General features: G+C 45.3%; 14 protein-coding genes. 3 read left to right on the top strand and 11 right to left on the bottom strand.

The window, feature by feature from the left end:
- Positions 1 to 83: 83 nt before the first annotated feature.
- The 3 genes from MHI32_RS03260 to MHI32_RS03250 all read right to left on the bottom strand — a co-directional run bounded on the left by MHI32_RS03260 (position 84) and on the right by MHI32_RS03250 (position 5,006).
- Positions 84 to 2,516 (bottom strand): glycogen/starch/alpha-glucan phosphorylase, encoded by a 2,433-nt coding sequence (locus MHI32_RS03260; protein WP_076193750.1) that lies wholly within the window; start codon positions 2,514 to 2,516, stop codon positions 84 to 86.
- Between the two features lie 100 nt (positions 2,517 to 2,616).
- The gene (gene glgD / locus MHI32_RS03255; protein ID WP_036676786.1) at positions 2,617 to 3,720 is read right to left on the bottom strand and encodes a glucose-1-phosphate adenylyltransferase subunit GlgD; all 1,104 of its coding nucleotides are present in this window, start codon (positions 3,718 to 3,720) and stop codon (positions 2,617 to 2,619) included.
- Positions 3,721 to 3,842: 122 nt separating this feature from the next.
- Positions 3,843 to 5,006 (bottom strand): glucose-1-phosphate adenylyltransferase, encoded by a 1,164-nt coding sequence (locus tag MHI32_RS03250; protein ID WP_038568594.1) that lies wholly within the window; start codon positions 5,004 to 5,006, stop codon positions 3,843 to 3,845.
- A gap of 475 nt (positions 5,007 to 5,481) precedes the next feature.
- Here MHI32_RS03250 and MHI32_RS03245 point away from each other — a divergent pair, with 475 nt between their 5' ends.
- From MHI32_RS03245 to MHI32_RS03235, 3 genes are all read left to right on the top strand, one after another.
- A complete protein-coding gene (locus tag MHI32_RS03245; protein ID WP_038568592.1) occupies positions 5,482 to 6,165 on the top strand; it encodes a response regulator transcription factor in 684 nt (227 codons plus the stop codon).
- Positions 6,162 to 7,745, top strand: coding sequence for a HAMP domain-containing sensor histidine kinase (locus tag MHI32_RS03240; RefSeq protein WP_076186276.1), 1,584 nt, complete (start codon positions 6,162 to 6,164; stop codon positions 7,743 to 7,745). The genes MHI32_RS03245 and MHI32_RS03240 overlap by 4 nt, the downstream gene beginning before the upstream one ends.
- A 128-nt stretch (positions 7,746 to 7,873) precedes the next feature.
- Complete coding sequence (locus tag MHI32_RS03235; protein WP_076124415.1) at positions 7,874 to 8,440, top strand: FAD-dependent oxidoreductase; 567 nt, start codon at positions 7,874 to 7,876, stop codon at positions 8,438 to 8,440.
- Between the two features lie 390 nt (positions 8,441 to 8,830).
- Here MHI32_RS03235 and galU read toward each other — a convergent pair whose 3' ends face one another.
- From galU to MHI32_RS03195, 8 genes are all read right to left on the bottom strand, one after another.
- Positions 8,831 to 9,751: a UTP--glucose-1-phosphate uridylyltransferase GalU gene (galU, locus tag MHI32_RS03230; protein WP_179088263.1), complete on the bottom strand. Its 921-nt coding sequence runs from the start codon at positions 9,749 to 9,751 to the stop codon at positions 8,831 to 8,833.
- Positions 9,752 to 9,769: 18 nt separating this feature from the next.
- Positions 9,770 to 10,756 carry a glycosyltransferase family 2 protein gene (locus MHI32_RS03225; protein WP_076138397.1) on the bottom strand — a complete coding sequence of 329 codons (987 nt, stop codon included), beginning with the start codon at positions 10,754 to 10,756 and terminating at the stop codon, positions 9,770 to 9,772.
- Between the two features lie 78 nt (positions 10,757 to 10,834).
- A complete protein-coding gene (locus MHI32_RS03220; protein ID WP_340011874.1) occupies positions 10,835 to 12,964 on the bottom strand; it encodes a glycosyltransferase family 39 protein in 2,130 nt (709 codons plus the stop codon).
- A 206-nt stretch (positions 12,965 to 13,170) separates the two neighbouring features.
- The gene (locus MHI32_RS03215) at positions 13,171 to 13,716 is read right to left on the bottom strand and encodes a DUF1697 domain-containing protein (RefSeq protein WP_076186269.1); all 546 of its coding nucleotides are present in this window, start codon (positions 13,714 to 13,716) and stop codon (positions 13,171 to 13,173) included.
- Positions 13,717 to 13,744: 28 nt separating this feature from the next.
- A complete protein-coding gene (locus tag MHI32_RS03210; RefSeq protein WP_340011873.1) occupies positions 13,745 to 14,563 on the bottom strand; it encodes an aminoglycoside phosphotransferase family protein in 819 nt (272 codons plus the stop codon).
- 14 nt (positions 14,564 to 14,577) lie between these two features.
- Positions 14,578 to 14,874, bottom strand: a complete 297-nt coding sequence (locus MHI32_RS03205) for an antibiotic biosynthesis monooxygenase (RefSeq protein WP_036676767.1) — start codon at positions 14,872 to 14,874, stop codon at positions 14,578 to 14,580.
- Between the two features lie 21 nt (positions 14,875 to 14,895).
- A complete protein-coding gene (locus tag MHI32_RS03200) occupies positions 14,896 to 15,519 on the bottom strand; it encodes a hypothetical protein (RefSeq protein ID WP_076138393.1) in 624 nt (207 codons plus the stop codon).
- An 81-nt stretch (positions 15,520 to 15,600) separates the two neighbouring features.
- Positions 15,601 to 16,062, bottom strand: a complete 462-nt coding sequence (locus MHI32_RS03195) for a DJ-1/PfpI family protein (protein ID WP_340011872.1) — start codon at positions 16,060 to 16,062, stop codon at positions 15,601 to 15,603.
- Positions 16,063 to 16,082: the final 20 nt, after the last annotated feature.

Below are 16,082 nucleotides of genomic sequence, written 5' to 3'. Positions count from 1 at the left end.
AGCTCTGCCCTATAGAGCATAAGAAATAGGCTGTCTCATTTGTAGGAATCTCCTACTTATAAGACAGCCTATTCTTGTTGAGCCTATAGCCGTACCGGACTGATATTCCAAATCTCCGCGGCGTAGCGGCTAATCGTGTTATCACTTGAGAATTTACCGGAATGACCAATATTTATAATAGACTTTTTCAGCCACTCCTGACGGTTGCGGTATGCCCGGTCAATCTCGACATGAGTCTCGACATAACTTGCGAAATCCTTAAGCACAAAGAATTCATCGTTATTATCCAAAAGAGAATGGAAAATGGTCTCAAACTCCGCACCATGACAGCATATAGGTCCCGGATTAACCAACTGATCCAATACTTCCTTCACACGGCTATCCCCATTGTAGATATCACGTGCGTGATAGCCGCCATGCTGATAATAATCCATTACCTGCTCAGCACGAAGACCGAACAGGAACATATTGTTGTCCCCTACCATCTCATGCATTTCCACGTTAGCACCGTCCATCGTACCTACGGTTAATGCACCGTTCATCATAAACTTCATATTCCCCGTACCGGAAGCCTCTTTACTCGCTGTAGAAATCTGTTCACTAATATCCGCAGCAGGAATGATCTTCTCGGCCAAAGATACCGAATAATTCTCAAGGAAAAAGATACGAATCTTGCCTTTAACATCCGGATCTTTGTTGACAGCCTCCGCCACAGTATTGATCAGCTTGATAATTCGCTTCGCCAAATGATAGCTTGGTGCCGCCTTTGCTCCGAATATAAACGTGCGCGGTACCATATCCATCGAAGGATTATCTTTGATTTGGTTGTACATATGCAGAATATGCAAAATATTTAGCAGCTGCCGCTTATAAGCATGCAGGCGCTTCACCTGAACATCAAAGATAGAGTCGGGGTCTACATGTACTGAATGCTTGCTGTAAATGTATTCAGCCAACTTGAGCTTATTCCGCCGTTTAATGCTGGCTACTTGTTCCTGAAAGGAAGCATCCTCACAATATTTAATCAAGCCAATCATCTCTTGCGGATGGCTCATCCAGCGGGTTCCTATCGATTGATTGATAAGGTTAGCCAGATCCGGATTGGCATGCATCAGCCAACGCCGGTGAGTAATCCCATTCGTCTTATTATTGAAGCGGTGCGGGTACATTTCATTAAAGAGCCGCATTTCGCGTTTCATCAATATTTCTGTATGCAGCGCTGCTACCCCATTGACACTATGGCTCGCCACAATCGCCAGATGAGCCATGCGAACCTGATCGTCATGAATAATTGCCATCTGTGAAATCCGGTCCTGATCACCGGGATAACGACTCATCAGCTCGCCGCAGAAGCGGGCATTGATCTCTTCAATAATAAGAAAAATACGTGGAAGCAAGTCCCTGACCATTTGAATAGGCCATTTCTCCAGGGCTTCGCTCAAGATCGTATGATTTGTATAGGACACCATACGAGTTGTAATACTCCACGCTTCATCCCATCCTAATCCATGTACATCCATCAGAATCCGCAGCAATTCAGGAATTACAAGCGTCGGATGTGTATCATTGATATGAAGTGCAACCTTGTCGGGCAGCGATTGTATAGGGAGTCCAAGCTTTCCAAAGGTTCGCAGAATACTTTGCAGGCCAGCGCTGCAGAGGAAGTATTGCTGCTTCAACCGCAACAGCTTGCCTTCGTATTGAGAGTCATCCGGATACAGGAACTCCGAGATGGATTCTACGGAACGCTTATATTCCAGAAATTTATGATAGTCTGATCCGGCAAAAGAGCCAAAGGTTCTGGTAGGCTGGGTGATGGACTCCGCGCTCCAGTTGCGCAGTGTATTCACATGCCGCCGATCTGCACCAATGATAGGCACATCATACGGAACTGCACGAACGGCCTCATATTGACTATGCTCAAAGACAAGACGCCCGTTCTCCTCGCGAGTCTCAATCACGCCCCAGAACCTTACTTCTACCTGCTTGTCTTCACGACGCACTTCCCATACATTATCATTTTGCAGCCAGTAATCGGGCAGTTCCACCTGATACCCGTCAACGATTTTCTGCTCGAACAGGCCGTATTTATAACGTATGCCGCAACCATGCCCCGCATATTGCAGGGAGGCCAGTGAATCCAAGAAACAAGCAGCTAGACGTCCAAGTCCTCCATTGCCAAGCCCAGCGTCGGCTTCTACCTCCTCTATATCCTGCAGCGAGAAACCAAGATCGGCCAATCCCTCACGCACGACCTCCAGCACGCCCATATTCAGCAGATTGTTCCCCAGAAGTCTTCCGATCAGAAACTCCATAGAAAAATAGTATACCTGCTTATCCTTATCCGTCTTATACTTTTGATTGGTATCCGCCCAATTTTTCCCGGCATTCTCGCGAATCATGTTGCCTAATATTTTATAGACATCAGCATTCGAGGCTTCCTCCAAAGGTTTGCCCAATTTACTGATGAGCGTCTCGCGAAACACCTGTTTGAAAGTTTCTTTATCGTTAAACAACAGCAGGTTCCTCCTGACAAAAGCTTTTTTTAGGGATGCATTAGACTATGCCTGTAGATCAGATAGGTTATACTGTTTCGTTTCATCTAATCCAGTTGGTTTATATTTTGCTGCTCTTGGCGATCACAAATGGACGTTTACTATCCCCGACGAGAATTCGATTCTTACTTAAATGTACGTCCTTATCCATGATCACATTCTCAATAACAGCATCTTCCTCTATAATGCACTTCTGCATAATTACAGAGTTGATGATCTTCGCTCCTTTACGTACCTGAACCCCACGAAAGATCACGCTGTTCTCCACCGTTCCAGCTATAATGCAGCCGTTAGCCACCAGTGAATTGCTGACATTTGCGCTCTCTAAATATCGGGTAGGAGCCTCATATTTAATCTTCGTCTGCACTGGACTTTCTTTGAACAGACTAAAGTAATTCTCCTGCTGAAGCAGCTCCAGACTATTCTTATAATAGCTTTCCAATGAATTAATTACGGCATGATAGCCATGATACTCATAAGCAGCGATTTTGAATTTATGGCGGTTTTTCTGGATCACATCACGGAAAAAGTAACTCTCCCCATGTGCAATGCAATGTTCCACCTGCTCCAGGAACAGTTTTTTCTCCATAATGAAGATATCGAGATATAAATTGGGATGATCCTTCTCATGATGGATATTGGTCACATTATTCTCTTCGTCCACTTCAATACGCTGGCATAACTCATGCTCTGGCTGTAATTGCTCTATTTTTTTGTATACTACTGTAACATCGGCACCCTTCTCCAAATGGTAGCTGTACAAGTCCTGGAGATCGATAGTATTAATATGCTGGCTGCCGGAAAACACAATATATTTAGCAGATCCCCGTTTAAAAAGATCCAGATTATTATGATAATGCTGAAGGTCGCCAAGAGAAGTATCGGTGGGATCATTCCAGTCCGGAGGCAAAATAAATAGTCCCCCATGCTTGCGATTCATATCCCAAGATTTCCCGTCACCCAAATGGTCCATTAAAGAACGGTATTTACGGCGAACAAACAGGCCCACGCTCTCCAGATCCGCACGCATCATATTGGAAAGCACGAAATCTATCAACCGATAACGACTGGCAAAAGGTACGGCTGCACCACAGCGGAAATAAGTGAGTTCATTTAATTTATCGAGTTCATGATCCAGATTAATTACACCCATGAGTTGCTTCATCGGAATCCACCGTCCTCTTATAATTTATAAGAAAGTATAAGTTTCACTATATACTTTATCCTTATAAATCTCGCATAAACGCTTACCGTCCCTAGAAGGACGCCGAAGGCGTTTTAGCTTGATTATATGGTTTTGGCCACAGCTGATTTACGTTTTTTGCTTTTATTGTCGATCAGCAGAATTTCGTTCTCGTTCTCCCGCTCGATGCCTATTTCCATATAATCGTCGATTACCGTATTTTCACTAATAATCGCTTTATGAATGCGTACGTTCTTACCAATCTTAACCTTAGGCATAATTACGGAGTCCGTAATCACACTGCCTTCACCTACTTCTACGCCATAAAAAAGAACCGAGTGCTTCACTTCACCATGCACAATGCAGCCTTCATTAATAATGCATCCTGACACTTTCGCCCCAGGTGCGACATATTGAGCAGGTTGATTCGGATTGCGTGTAAATATGCGCCAGCTGGGATCATTTAGATTAAGCGGTGGATTATCGCTCAGTAAATCCATATTCGCTTCCCACAGGCTTGCTACCGTACCAACGTCTCTCCAATACCCTTCAAAAGGGTACGCAAATAAAGAGTTCCCGTCTTCCAGCATCAAAGGAATGATATCCTTACCAAAATCGTGAGATGACCCTATATTCTCTCCGTCCTCCAGTAAATGCTTGCGGAGAATTTCCCATTTAAAGATGTACACACCCATAGAAGCTAGCGTGCTTTTTGGCTGTGCAGGCTTCTCTTCAAATTCGTAAATTTTCAGATCGTCCTCCGTATTTAAGATTCCAAATCGACTTGCTTCCTCCAGCGGAACGTCAATCACAGAAATCGTGCAATCTGCGTTTCTCTCCTTGTGGTATTGCAGCATAGCATGATAATCCATTTTATAAATGTGATCACCGGATAGAATAAGAACATGCTCGGGGTCGAACTGATCTACAAATTTAAGATTTCGATAAATCGCATCGGCTGTTCCCCGATACCAGCTGCTTCCATTCTCACGTTCATGCGGTGGCAATACGAATACTCCACCATTCTTACGGTTCAAATCCCAATCACTGCCTACTCCGATGTAAGAATGTAGTATAAGTGGCTCATACTGTGTCAATACACCGACAGTATCAATACCCGAGTTGGAGCAGTTACTTAAAGGAAAGTCGATGATCCGATAAGTGCCCCCAAAATAGACAGCGGGCTTGGCAAGCGATTTGGTTAAACCTTTCAATCTTTTGCCTTGGCCTCCAGCCAATAGCATGGCTACCATTTCTTTTTTCTTCATGGAAAAGCCTCCCTTGACTTATGGGTAATATAAAGTTCAGCAAACCTAGGATGAATGAACAGAATTCCAAAAAGAAGTGAATTAGAAAAGAAATACACCAGAAAGAAATGAGCCTTGATAGGAAGATGACAAAGTTGAAAAAACGAGGAAGGAAATTTTACACGTTCGGATGATCTAACCTAAAATAGGGAGAGCATTCTCCAAAATCAGGAGCCTGAATCAGGAGATTATCCTTATTGTAAAGTGTTCTATATTCTTCGTCAAAACCCTTTATCGCAATTCCGAAAATCCGGAATTTTTAACCCTGTTTGTCATTAAACACGTTAATATTCCTTATAACTAGATTAACCAATTTAAAGCCATGTGAAAGAAATTCACTCATTTATTCTAGAAAAAGAATCATTCGGTCTTCAGCAAACATTCAACCGGATATGGCATAATGAAGCTATCTATCACCGATTTGGAGGAACCTATGATGAAAGCAGTACAAGGAGTTCGACTTCTGCTCGTAGATGATGAGCCTCATATATTACAGTTCCTGGAGCTGGGTCTCCTTAACGAAGGTTTTGAAGTACGAACCGCGTCGGACGGGCTAAGCGCCATTTCGATTGCAGCTGAATTCAAGCCCCATGTAGCTATCCTGGATGTGATGATGCCGGGTATGGATGGATTCGAGGTATGTCACTATCTGCGCTCAGAAGAGACAGAGGTAGCTGTCATCATGCTTACTGCAAAAGACGAAGTGGATGATCGCGTAAAAGGACTATCTATTGGTGCTGACGACTATATGGTCAAGCCCTTCAGCTTTGATGAATTACTAGCGCGGATCCAAGCGCGGCTGCGGAATCAGTTTCCGGGGCTGCTAGGTGAGGTCCGCTGCGGTCCTTTCCGAATTGACAGTCGGCGAAAGGAAATTCGCTTCAGGGAGGAAGTACTTGAACTCTCCCCTACGGAATACGAGTTATTACAGTATCTCGTTATCAATCACGGCCTTGTACTCAGCAAGCCTATGATTCTTGATAAAGTGTGGGGCTATGATTTTGGCGGTGAGGAAAATATTGTTGAGGTCTATATCCGTTCGCTTCGTGAGAAGCTCGGAGATAAGGAGCACCGTATTATCCGTACCCTGCGGGGCGCAGGCTACCGGGTGGATCTATGAGCACTCCCATCTTCAGATGGCTTCGCAGACTGCCTGCACCACGTTCCTTGCGTAAACAGCTGCTTGCCACATCGCTGCTTATTCTATCAGGATTGCTGCTGCTAATTGGAGTCTTACAATATATCCTTATGCGAGATTTTATATACAGCAATAGAGCCGAGTCTATGGAAGCGCAAATACGTTCTGTCCCCCGTGAGATGTTTTTTAACTTTTTTAATTCCTATGACGAGGATAGCACAGGCATAAATGACACGAACAACGAGTTTAACAGCAATTTCCCGTTGGAAAGAGAAGACATGAATAAAATGCCAAGTGGGCTGCGAACTGGCGAGAACCGGCGCCCGCTTCTGCTTGATGCCCATACAACTCTCGCCATGTACAGCTCGGATGGCACCTTCAGGGATTTACAGCAATTAACCCTCTCAGATATAGCAGCACCCAGGCTGACCAATGAGCAATACGATGCGCTGCTGATTCACACCACGGATAGGGCGACAGGAAATTACAAGCTCATCCAAGCTGAAGACGGCACTGAACATCTAGCCATATTCATGAATCTTTATAGGCCTGGAAATACTAGATTGCTGCTGCAAATGAGTGTGAGCACGGGGCCATTGACGGATGTGATAATGCAGCAGCTGCTGATCTACGCAGGTTTGTCAGTGATTGCTTTATTGACTGGATTATTCCTATACTTACCGGCCCTGCGAAAGACGTTAGTTCCTCTATCTAATATGGGAGAATCGGCTGAGATCATTAATGCCGGTAATTTGGACATTCGGTTTCCAGTTGACCAAGGACAAGCCGAGATCGACAAGCTTGCTCATTCATTCAATGGTATGCTCGAACGTCTCGAAATATCCTTTCATAATGAACGGGAGGCCAAAGAGCAGATGCGCAGGTTCGCTGCCGATGCTTCCCACGAGCTTAGAACTCCGCTTACCTCAATACACGGTTTTCTTGAGGTCTTGCTGCGGGGCGCCGCCGATAATAAAGAACAGTTATATAACTCGTTGCGAAGCATGCATGGTGAATCGAAACGGATCAACAAGCTGGTCGAGGATCTGCTACTGCTCGCTCGAATGGATGGAGCTCCACAGCTGCAGATGACTGATCTGATTCTCAGCGAGGTAATTCACGAAATGAAGCCGCATCTGCTTTTGCTCGCGGATCAACGTAAAGTTACATTTGATATCTCCTATGGCATCCGTGGTAAATATGATCCCTATAAGCTCAAGCAGGTGATTCTGAATCTGTTCCACAATGCAGTTCAGCATACCAATGCCACGACAGGGAGCATTCATCTCTCTTTGCAAGCGGAAGGAAATCAAGCTCTATTAAGCGTGCGGGATAATGGCTACGGAATTCCCGGAGAGCACATCCCACATATCTTTGATCGATTCTACCGCAGTGACTCCTCTCGCACACGTAAATACGGCGGATCAGGGTTGGGTCTCTCCATCACAAAATCTATTGTCGAGGCACATCACGGCAAGATTAGTGTAAATAGCACCGTTGGCGAGGGGACAACGTTTACGGTTAGCCTGCCTTGCGAGGAAGGATTAGCCAAGGAAGAGTAACAACCGTTATAATTAAGAGGAACTGGAGCGTCGCTCCACAAAACTTAAGCGTATGCTTTCGTTGCCAGTTTTGCTATGTAGTCCATTCTAAGGAGCATCGCTCCACAAAACTTTTAGGAGGTAAATACATGTACGAAATCGCCGTAATTGGCGCCGGTCCTGCCGGTGCAAGCGCAGCCCTGTTCGCCGCCAAGGCGGGCAAAAAAACGCTGCTGATCGACAACGATAAGGGCATGACCCGCAGAGGTTGGTTTGAGAACTTTTATGGAATTTCCGAAGTAGGTGGTCCTGAGCTGGTCGAAACCGGGCATAAGCAAGCCGTTAAATTTGGCGCTGAGCTGGTTTCCGAACAGGCTATCAACCTCACCTCCAGCGGCAATGGTTTTGTCATTGAAACTGAAGATGGAATTATCTATGAAGCAAAACATGTCATTCTTGCCACAGGCGCCCTTACAGATCTAGCTGCCAAAGCTGGTGTGGAGACTAAGGATGGTACAGAGCCAAGAATCAAAACTGTAGTAGCCGTTGATGCTGAAGGCAAAACGAATATCGCAGGTATTTGGGCTGCTGGTACTGTTGCTGGAGTAAGTGTACATGCCATTATTACCGCAGGCGATGGTGCGAAGGTAGCTATTAATGTAATTAGCGAGTTAAATGGTACGCGTTACGTTGATCATGATGTGCTGAAAGCTTAATCTATACTCAAAACATAAATCCGGAGGATGATTCTTAGGAATCGGTCTTTCGGATTTTTTCGTCACCCAGGAGAACCAAGTTACGAAATTTAAAAATAACTGCACTTGATGCAGCTATTTCATGCAATAACACCCACACGGCTGTTTTAAGTGTATTTTATGCAACTAAAAACAAACTAAATGAGCATTCTAGTTAAAATGTGAAGATATAGATGTATCAAGTGCAACTAAATCGATTTGCAGCTGTCCCCCCATACTTTTAATTGTATAAAGTACACTTATTTGCTCGTCCCTCACCGTCCTTTGAACACCACACGCAAAAAAACTGCTTCAAAACCTCATCCCACCGCCAAAGCCGATGTTATGATCGTTTGAAACAGTTCCTTTCCCTCAACTGTGTATACTCCAATGCAAGGAATCCACTTCTTCTTCTCTTCCCTTAAGACTAGCAGCCAGCTCCTGCAAATACGGAACCAATAATGGGAGCAAATCCTCCCGCATCAAACCTACCTCCAGCGTGGCTTTAATGTAACCAAATTTATCACCAATATCATAACGTTTGCCGATTAAATCCAGCGCCAGCAATCCTTCTTGCCGGCATACCTCGTGCAAAGCATCCGTCAGTTGATATTCCCCGCCCGCTCCACGTTCGAGGTTAGCCAGTACTGAGAATATCGTAGGCTCCAAAATGTATCGCCCCATAATGGCGTATTCTGAAGGAGCTGTTTCAGGCGAGGGCTTCTCTACCAGTCCTTTTACTTCATGAACTCCATTTAGTGAGCCGCTGGAGGCTATAATCCCATATTTGTTAACCTCCTGCCGTGGCACCTGCTGCACACCGACGATAGTCTGCTCCTCTTGCTCATACAATCTCATCATCTGCAGCAGCGCCGGGTCCTCCGAAACCATAATATCGTCACCAAGCAAAACAGCAAAAGGTTCATCACCGATAAATTGTTCCGCACAAAGGATGGCATGGCCTAGTCCCAGCGGCTCTTTTTGCCTAATGTAATGGATGCTCGCTAGCTCACTGATTAGCTGGACTTCACGAAGTAGATCCTCTTTCCCTTTTTCCAAAAGCGTCTGCTCCAGCTCCACCGATTTATCAAAATGATCTTCAATCGACTTCTTATTGCGGCCGGTCACGATGATAATACTTTCAATACCAGAGCGGACGGCTTCTTCTACGATATATTGAATCGCTGGTTTATCCACAATGGGCAGCATTTCTTTTGGCTGAGCCTTAGTGGCAGGCAGGAAACGAGTGCCTAAGCCCGCGGCGGGAATGACAGCTTTTCTAATCTTCATCATGAATCCCTCCCTTGCAGTTTATTTACGGAGATGGGTCACAGGGTGCTCACGAATGTTCTTTTGCTGCCCCTTACCTTCATAGAACTCTTGGACAATATAAAGCGGACGTCCCTTAGTTTCGTCATAAATCCGGCCGACATATTCACCTAGTATTCCTAGCATAATGAGTACAAATCCGTTGAAGGTCAGCGTAATTCCAATCATCGAAGCCCAGCCCTTAACAACTGAGTCTGTAAAAATCACCAGGTACAAAACATACATAAGGTACAGAAAACCAGAAGCCGACAGCAGTGCGCCCAAATATCCTGCCAGCTTCAGCGGCTTATAGGAAAAGGAGGTGATTCCGTCCAAAGAGAGCTTGATCATACGTTTTAGTGGATATTTAGTTTCCCCCGCCAGACGTTCATCCCGTTCATATTCAATCGCCTTCTGACGGAAACCAACCCAGCTGACCAGTCCGCGCACGAAACGGTTTTTCTCCGGTAGACGTTTGAGCTCTTCGCAGACCCTACGATCTATAAGCCGAAAATCACCCGTATCAACAGGGATAGAAATATCGGTTGAATAACGCAGAATTCTATAAAAGAGGCTGGCCGTCCACTTTTTGAATAAGGATTCACCATTACGCTTCACCCGTTTAGCATATACAACTTCATACCCCTTCTTCCATTCCGCAATCATGTCCAAGATCAGCTCAGGCGGGTCTTGCAAATCAGCATCAATAATGACAACTGCATCCCCAAGGGCATAGTCCATTCCGGCAGTAATAGCGATCTGATGTCCGAAGTTACGTGACAAATCGATCAGCTTCACACTCTCATCCCAGTAGCTATATTCCTCGATCATCTGGGCACAGTTGTCGGTGCTGCCGTCATTCACGAAGATCAGCTCATACACTTCCTCCGTCATTGCCATCACTTTTTTAATACGGCGATACGTTTCCTGAATGACTGCCTCTTCATTAAACATCGGTATAATAATGGAATAGCGCACGTTGATGCTCATGAGCAGCTCCTCCTTTAATTTGAATGCTGAAGCGTGCCTGCAAATGTATTAGCACGCTTCGTACTCTAAAACACTGAACTAGTTAACTGTAACTTTGTATAACGTTCCGCTGTTACCAGCATCGTTTCCTGCCCAATCCGCTGCTGGAACCTCTGTACCATTGTCGGTAATCCAGGTAGATAGCGTAGAGTTCCCTCCACGTCCCCCCCCCATACCGCCGCTGCTCAGCAGGAAGTATTTCACCTTTCCACTCTTTACTAACGCCTCTAGGGTATCTGTGGTATATACTGTGTCCGAATTGGAAAAACCGTTCAGAATAACAACCGATGCCCCCTTATCGACGATATAAGGAGCTGCTGTGCCATAATCCAATACGGCAAACAGATAAGGCTCCCCAGTATTATTTTCCTCCAGATAGGACAACAGACTCTCGTTCGCACTTGTGGCGCTATTACGCCCAAAGTTGCTAGAATTGCCGCCCATTCCTCCTCTGCTCTCACTGCTCCCTGGTCCTGCTTCAGGGGTTTGGCTATTCAGGCCATAAGTAATTGGGGTAGCTGCCCAGTAGAGCGGGCCAATTAACAATACTAGTACAGCAACAATACTTGCCGAGAAAACAAATGGCTTCTGCTTGCCTTTAAGAACGACCAGCACCAAAGAAACAACTATACCGGCAGCCAGAATGCCAATCGACCAGCCCCTGCCAATCGTATCGTCATAAGGATGAATAATGTACCATTGAAAAACTGCTGTAACCAGCGTCGCAACTGGCAATAGCCATGACAGCCAACCAGAGTGCTCACGATACAGACTCCAGAGCTTTGACCAGCCTGCACCGACCAGCGCGGCTATCGGCGGAGCCATCATCACCAGATAATATTGATGGAAGAATCCCGCAATACTGAAGAATCCCATCACCGGCACCAGCCATGCTAACCAGAATAGAGCTTCTTTATGCCCTTGCGTAAAGTTCCTTCTCCGCAGATTAGCGAATAATCCAATACAACCAAACAATACAAAAGGCAGCATCCAGCTTGCCTGACCTGACAGCTCTGATTGGAACAGGCGCAGTGGACCTGCGGTTCCAGTATTGAACATTCCACCTCCGCCGCCATTCATGCCGCCGCGTTGTCCTTGACCCCCACCTTCACCACCAAATTGCCGGTTTTGATTATCTGTTCCACCGCCGGGTGGTTGCCCTGGAGAACCTCCATCATCGGCGCCATTTTGACTGTCTGAGGTTGAATTCATACCTTGCCGACCCGAAAATGATCCACGTCCGCTATCCGTACCATTTTCAGCATCTGCCCCGTTCATAGCGGGTCTTTCACCGTTCATAGCTGGCATCTCGCCATTCATGTTCGGCATCTCACCACCATTCATTGAAGGCATTCCACCTCCGACACCACCTGTCCCCCGATCACCCGTCAATCGGGCGACACCATTATAACCAAAGGCAAGATTGAGCACGGAGTTAGTACCGCTGCTGCCGATATAAGGTCGTTTACTAGCGGGAATCGAATCCACTATCACTGCCCAGGATAACGAGACCACGAGTAATATAGCTGTCGAGGCCGCTAATACTCCAGTTTTTCGCTTCCAGTTCACTTTCGCAGCCAAGACATAAAAGAGATAAAAAGCCGGCAATACCATATAAGCCTGCAACATCTTCTCATTAAACCCAACACCGATTAAAGCGAATGCGGCAAGGAGACTGCCCAGCTTATTACTCTTCGTTCCTTTAAATAAAAACCAAACCGCCAACAGTAACGTGAATACTAACAAAGCATCAATGTTATTCGTCCGGCTAACAGCCGCCGCTACTGGAGTTGTTGCCATGGCCAGCGCTGCTAAACGAGCTGCTGCTTTACCAAAGGTAGGTTTTACCAGAAGGTATACGAGCAACACGGAGCCCACGCCCCCAAGCGCCTGAGGTAAAATTACACTCCAGCCATGCAGCCCGAAAATGAGTGCGCTAAGAGTCTGAATCCAAAAGGTGACCGGTGGTTTATCCACCGTGACTGAACCTGCAGAGTCGAGTGAAGCGAAGAAGAAATTATGAAAGTTTTGCAGCATACTTCCCACGGCAGTGGTGTAGTATGTATTCACATAGTGGTCATTCCAAACTCCATAACCGTACAAAAAAGCAGCGAGTATTAAAATGAGCCACAGTATAAGATCCGAGCTTATTTTTCTAGCAAAACTCATCTCCATTTCACTCCTATCCCTTGATCATTCTATATGCCGGCAGTTCTGTAACTCCGGCCCAAGCTTTCCGTAGGTGTATTATTTCATCCATACCTTAACTCTCAATGAGTGCAAGCTGAATGTTTGCTGAATAAATGAGGCTGCCGGAACGCAAAAAAGACCCCACAATGTGGAGCCTTTCGGTACCCTGTTCAATCCAAACTATGTTATTCCATCTTGCCTATGGCAACAAGCTTATTCACCGTGTTCCAGTTGCGTGCGGTAATGGGCATCCCGAGTATTTTGTCAAAAGGGACTTTAAAAAGCGATGATTGGCTCACACTGACCTCATATAATATATACATCTCTCTGCCGACAAAACGCACTTTATCCGGTCCATTCTCATAAGTGCACAGTTTATCCAATGCTTCCCCTGAAGGCTCGGCTGGTAAAAAAGTAACATACCATCTTTTGAATTCCTCTGGCTCGGACAGCTGAAAGGGATCGTTAGCGATCACATTCTCCATTTCTGCTAAAGTACGGATAATAACAGAGACCTCGAATCCAAAAACCTCATGAATCTGACGTTCAATGACTCCTCTAAGCAGGCTTACCGAACCTTCATCACTCTCAAAAACGACATTTCCACTCTGAATATACGTTCGTACATTTGCAAATCCAAGAGACTGAAACATCGCCTTCAGGTCCAACATTTTAATAATTTTGTTCCCGCCGACGTTAATTCCACGCAGCAGCGCTATATAGGTAGTCATAGAATACGCCTCCGTTTTTGTGCCATGATCAGCTTACCTCTGCGGCTAAGGTGTGTAGACGTTTACGAACTTCTTTTACCAGCAGCTCCTTCTCTGGAGGCGAAAGCCCCTCCACCAGACGTGCGGCAGCGATTGGCAAAATCCAGCGGTCTACGTCCTCATAAGTGTGTCCTGATAATCTGAGATACTCTTGAATGTATCCCTTAGTTAATCTTTTTCTTATAAAACTTAACATTAATTTGGAGAAGGCCGAAGCTCCCGGAGGCATAGCTCCCAAACTGAACATCACTACGGAACGCGCAGCATCTCCAGCAGGTTCTCCCACTACACCCGTCATCCAGTCGATCACCCAGAGCTGTTCATCCATAAGCACATTGTCGGGATGAAAATCCCCATGACATAAACGAGTGCCTTCCGGCAGCTTCTCCAGATACTTCAAAATGACGGATTTTTCCTCTTCGCTCAGCATAGGGGCAACCATGATCTGACTTTTCAGCATATCCTTTTGCTGGCCGATTTCCTCTGTAGTTTCAAGCTTATGTAAATCACAATGAAGCCCCGCCATCAGCCTGGCATATTGGGTAACTTTCCAAGGCTTCTCACCCATCACCTTTAGTAAAGAGGGACCCTGAATTTGTTGAAAAACGATACCTTGTCGATTCTGTTCAGAAATAAGCTCAAAAGGCTGAGGGGTCCGAACACCCCGCGCATGTACAAACTGGCTGATTTTATATTCCCGGCTGACGTGTTGCTCTGCTATATCCTCCCGGTACAATTTAAGAATCCTCTGATCGTCATGCTGCCAGATCTCCGCTGTTCTGCCTTCCCCAACAAGCTTGGCCTTCATTCGGTATCCTCCATTTAGTCCAGATTAATGCGGGTAAAATGCTCAACTACCGGAAATGGGTCGTAGTAATGGTGAAGGAGTGCTTTCCATTCCTGATATTGGCTGGATTCTCTAAATCCAACAGTGTGGTCTTCAAGCGTTCTCCACTTCACCAGCAACAGATACTTATGATCATCCTCCAAGCAATGTTGTAATTCATGGCCCATATAACCTTCTATCGAGGAGATTAAGCTTGATGCCTCCTTGAAGCTTTGCTCAAATTCAGTAGTCAAACCAGGCTTCACTTGCAGCATCGCAGCTTCCAAAATCACACTCATCATCTCCTAAAGTTATTAATTTAAAGCATCCCGGAAAAATTCATGATAGAAATTAATGATGACCAGCAGTATTGCTAGTGACTCGTTGACACTGCCTACCTCCAGCGAATGATTGGCATCATCGATTCTATACACCTTCAAATGATTCAGCCCACTAATTTCACCCGAATGCTCTTCACCAAATAAGGGGTCACTGCCACCATAAATTACAGTCCCCCGACTCCGCTGAATCAGCGGCACCGCCTCAGGCAACGGGGTGATATATAGATGAGACGTCTTCTTCTGTATTTCTAGCTCTTCAGCTATTCTACCTGCAATAACAGCTCCCATGCTTTTACTTATAAAAAGAAACCTCTTATAATCCGGCAGAGAAGCAATCACGGCTTTACATTCCTCAATGATAATACTCATTTCTTCACGCTTGAAATCCACCCTAGCACTCTGGTAACCATATTCTAAAAGCAGAACATCACAATTATGCTCCCGGGCAGCTTTAGCCGCATAATCCAGCAGAGAGCGATCAGCTGAATAATTTTTACCCGGAAAAATAACAGCCAGCGCTTTGGACCCTTGGGTGATATATTTATGTTTAACCTCTCTACCCCAATAAGAGGACATAATGATATTGCTAACGTTCATACATGTTTCCCCTCTTCTACTCCTTAAACGGATTTAAAATGTTTAAAGAAATCTATCGTTTCTTGCAAATCTGCCTCATCTTTATAGATACTCATTACTCGCCCCAATTTCAAGCGCAAAATCTACATATCCATTCGGCTTAGCGGTAATGATTGTTCCATCGACAACGACGTTAGATACGCCAGATTCATTGTCCACATAAACCTTACCATCCAGTACTCCGGCTGCCTTAAGAATGGATACCCCACCGCAAATGCCCGCGATGACTTTGCCTGCTCCATTCAGGCTTCTGATTAAATCTAATAGAGCCTCCTGCCCTATTAAATTATCTGTTTCCCCACCAGGGATAATCAATAAATCTATGGTGCTAACGTCCACATTTTCAACCAATACGGATGGATTCACAGAAAAACCCTCGCAGGAGATTAACGCCTTATCTTCCAAACCTAAGGTATAAACCTCACCCTTTGTTTTCATAAAATAAGCTGCCAATGTAACCTCAAACTGCACAAAGCTATCATATATAAGAATATATGTATTCAATGATGGATCAGCTCCCCTGT

This window comes from Paenibacillus sp. FSL H7-0690 (assembly GCF_037980415.1).
In the GTDB taxonomy this organism is placed as follows: Bacteria; Bacillota; Bacilli; order Paenibacillales; family Paenibacillaceae; genus Paenibacillus_AQ; species Paenibacillus_AQ odorifer.
This window is presented reverse-complemented; position numbering and strand designations above follow the sequence as displayed.

Bases quoted from the DNA above. Each gene is read 5' to 3' on its own strand.
- MHI32_RS03250 (WP_038568594.1), bottom strand. From the start codon at position 5,006: ATGAAGAAAAAAGAAATGGTAGCCATGCTATTGGCTGGAGGCCAAGGC.
- MHI32_RS03220 (WP_340011874.1), bottom strand. From the start codon at position 12,964: ATGAGTTTTGCTAGAAAAATAAGCTCGGATCTTATACTGTGGCTCATT.
- MHI32_RS03210 (WP_340011873.1), bottom strand. From the start codon at position 14,563: ATGAAGGCCAAGCTTGTTGGGGAAGGCAGAACAGCGGAGATCTGGCAG.
- MHI32_RS03215 (WP_076186269.1), bottom strand. From the start codon at position 13,716: ATGACTACCTATATAGCGCTGCTGCGTGGAATTAACGTCGGCGGGAAC.
- MHI32_RS03200 (WP_076138393.1), bottom strand. From the start codon at position 15,519: ATGAACGTTAGCAATATCATTATGTCCTCTTATTGGGGTAGAGAGGTT.
- MHI32_RS03235 (WP_076124415.1), top strand. From the start codon at position 7,874: ATGTACGAAATCGCCGTAATTGGCGCCGGTCCTGCCGGTGCAAGCGCA.
- MHI32_RS03240 (WP_076186276.1), top strand. From the start codon at position 6,162: ATGAGCACTCCCATCTTCAGATGGCTTCGCAGACTGCCTGCACCACGT.
- glgD (WP_036676786.1), bottom strand. From the start codon at position 3,720: ATGAAGCAACTCATGGGTGTAATTAATCTGGATCATGAACTCGATAAA.
- MHI32_RS03225 (WP_076138397.1), bottom strand. From the start codon at position 10,756: ATGAGCATCAACGTGCGCTATTCCATTATTATACCGATGTTTAATGAA.
- galU (WP_179088263.1), bottom strand. From the start codon at position 9,751: ATGATGAAGATTAGAAAAGCTGTCATTCCCGCCGCGGGCTTAGGCACT.
- MHI32_RS03245 (WP_038568592.1), top strand. From the start codon at position 5,482: ATGAAAGCAGTACAAGGAGTTCGACTTCTGCTCGTAGATGATGAGCCT.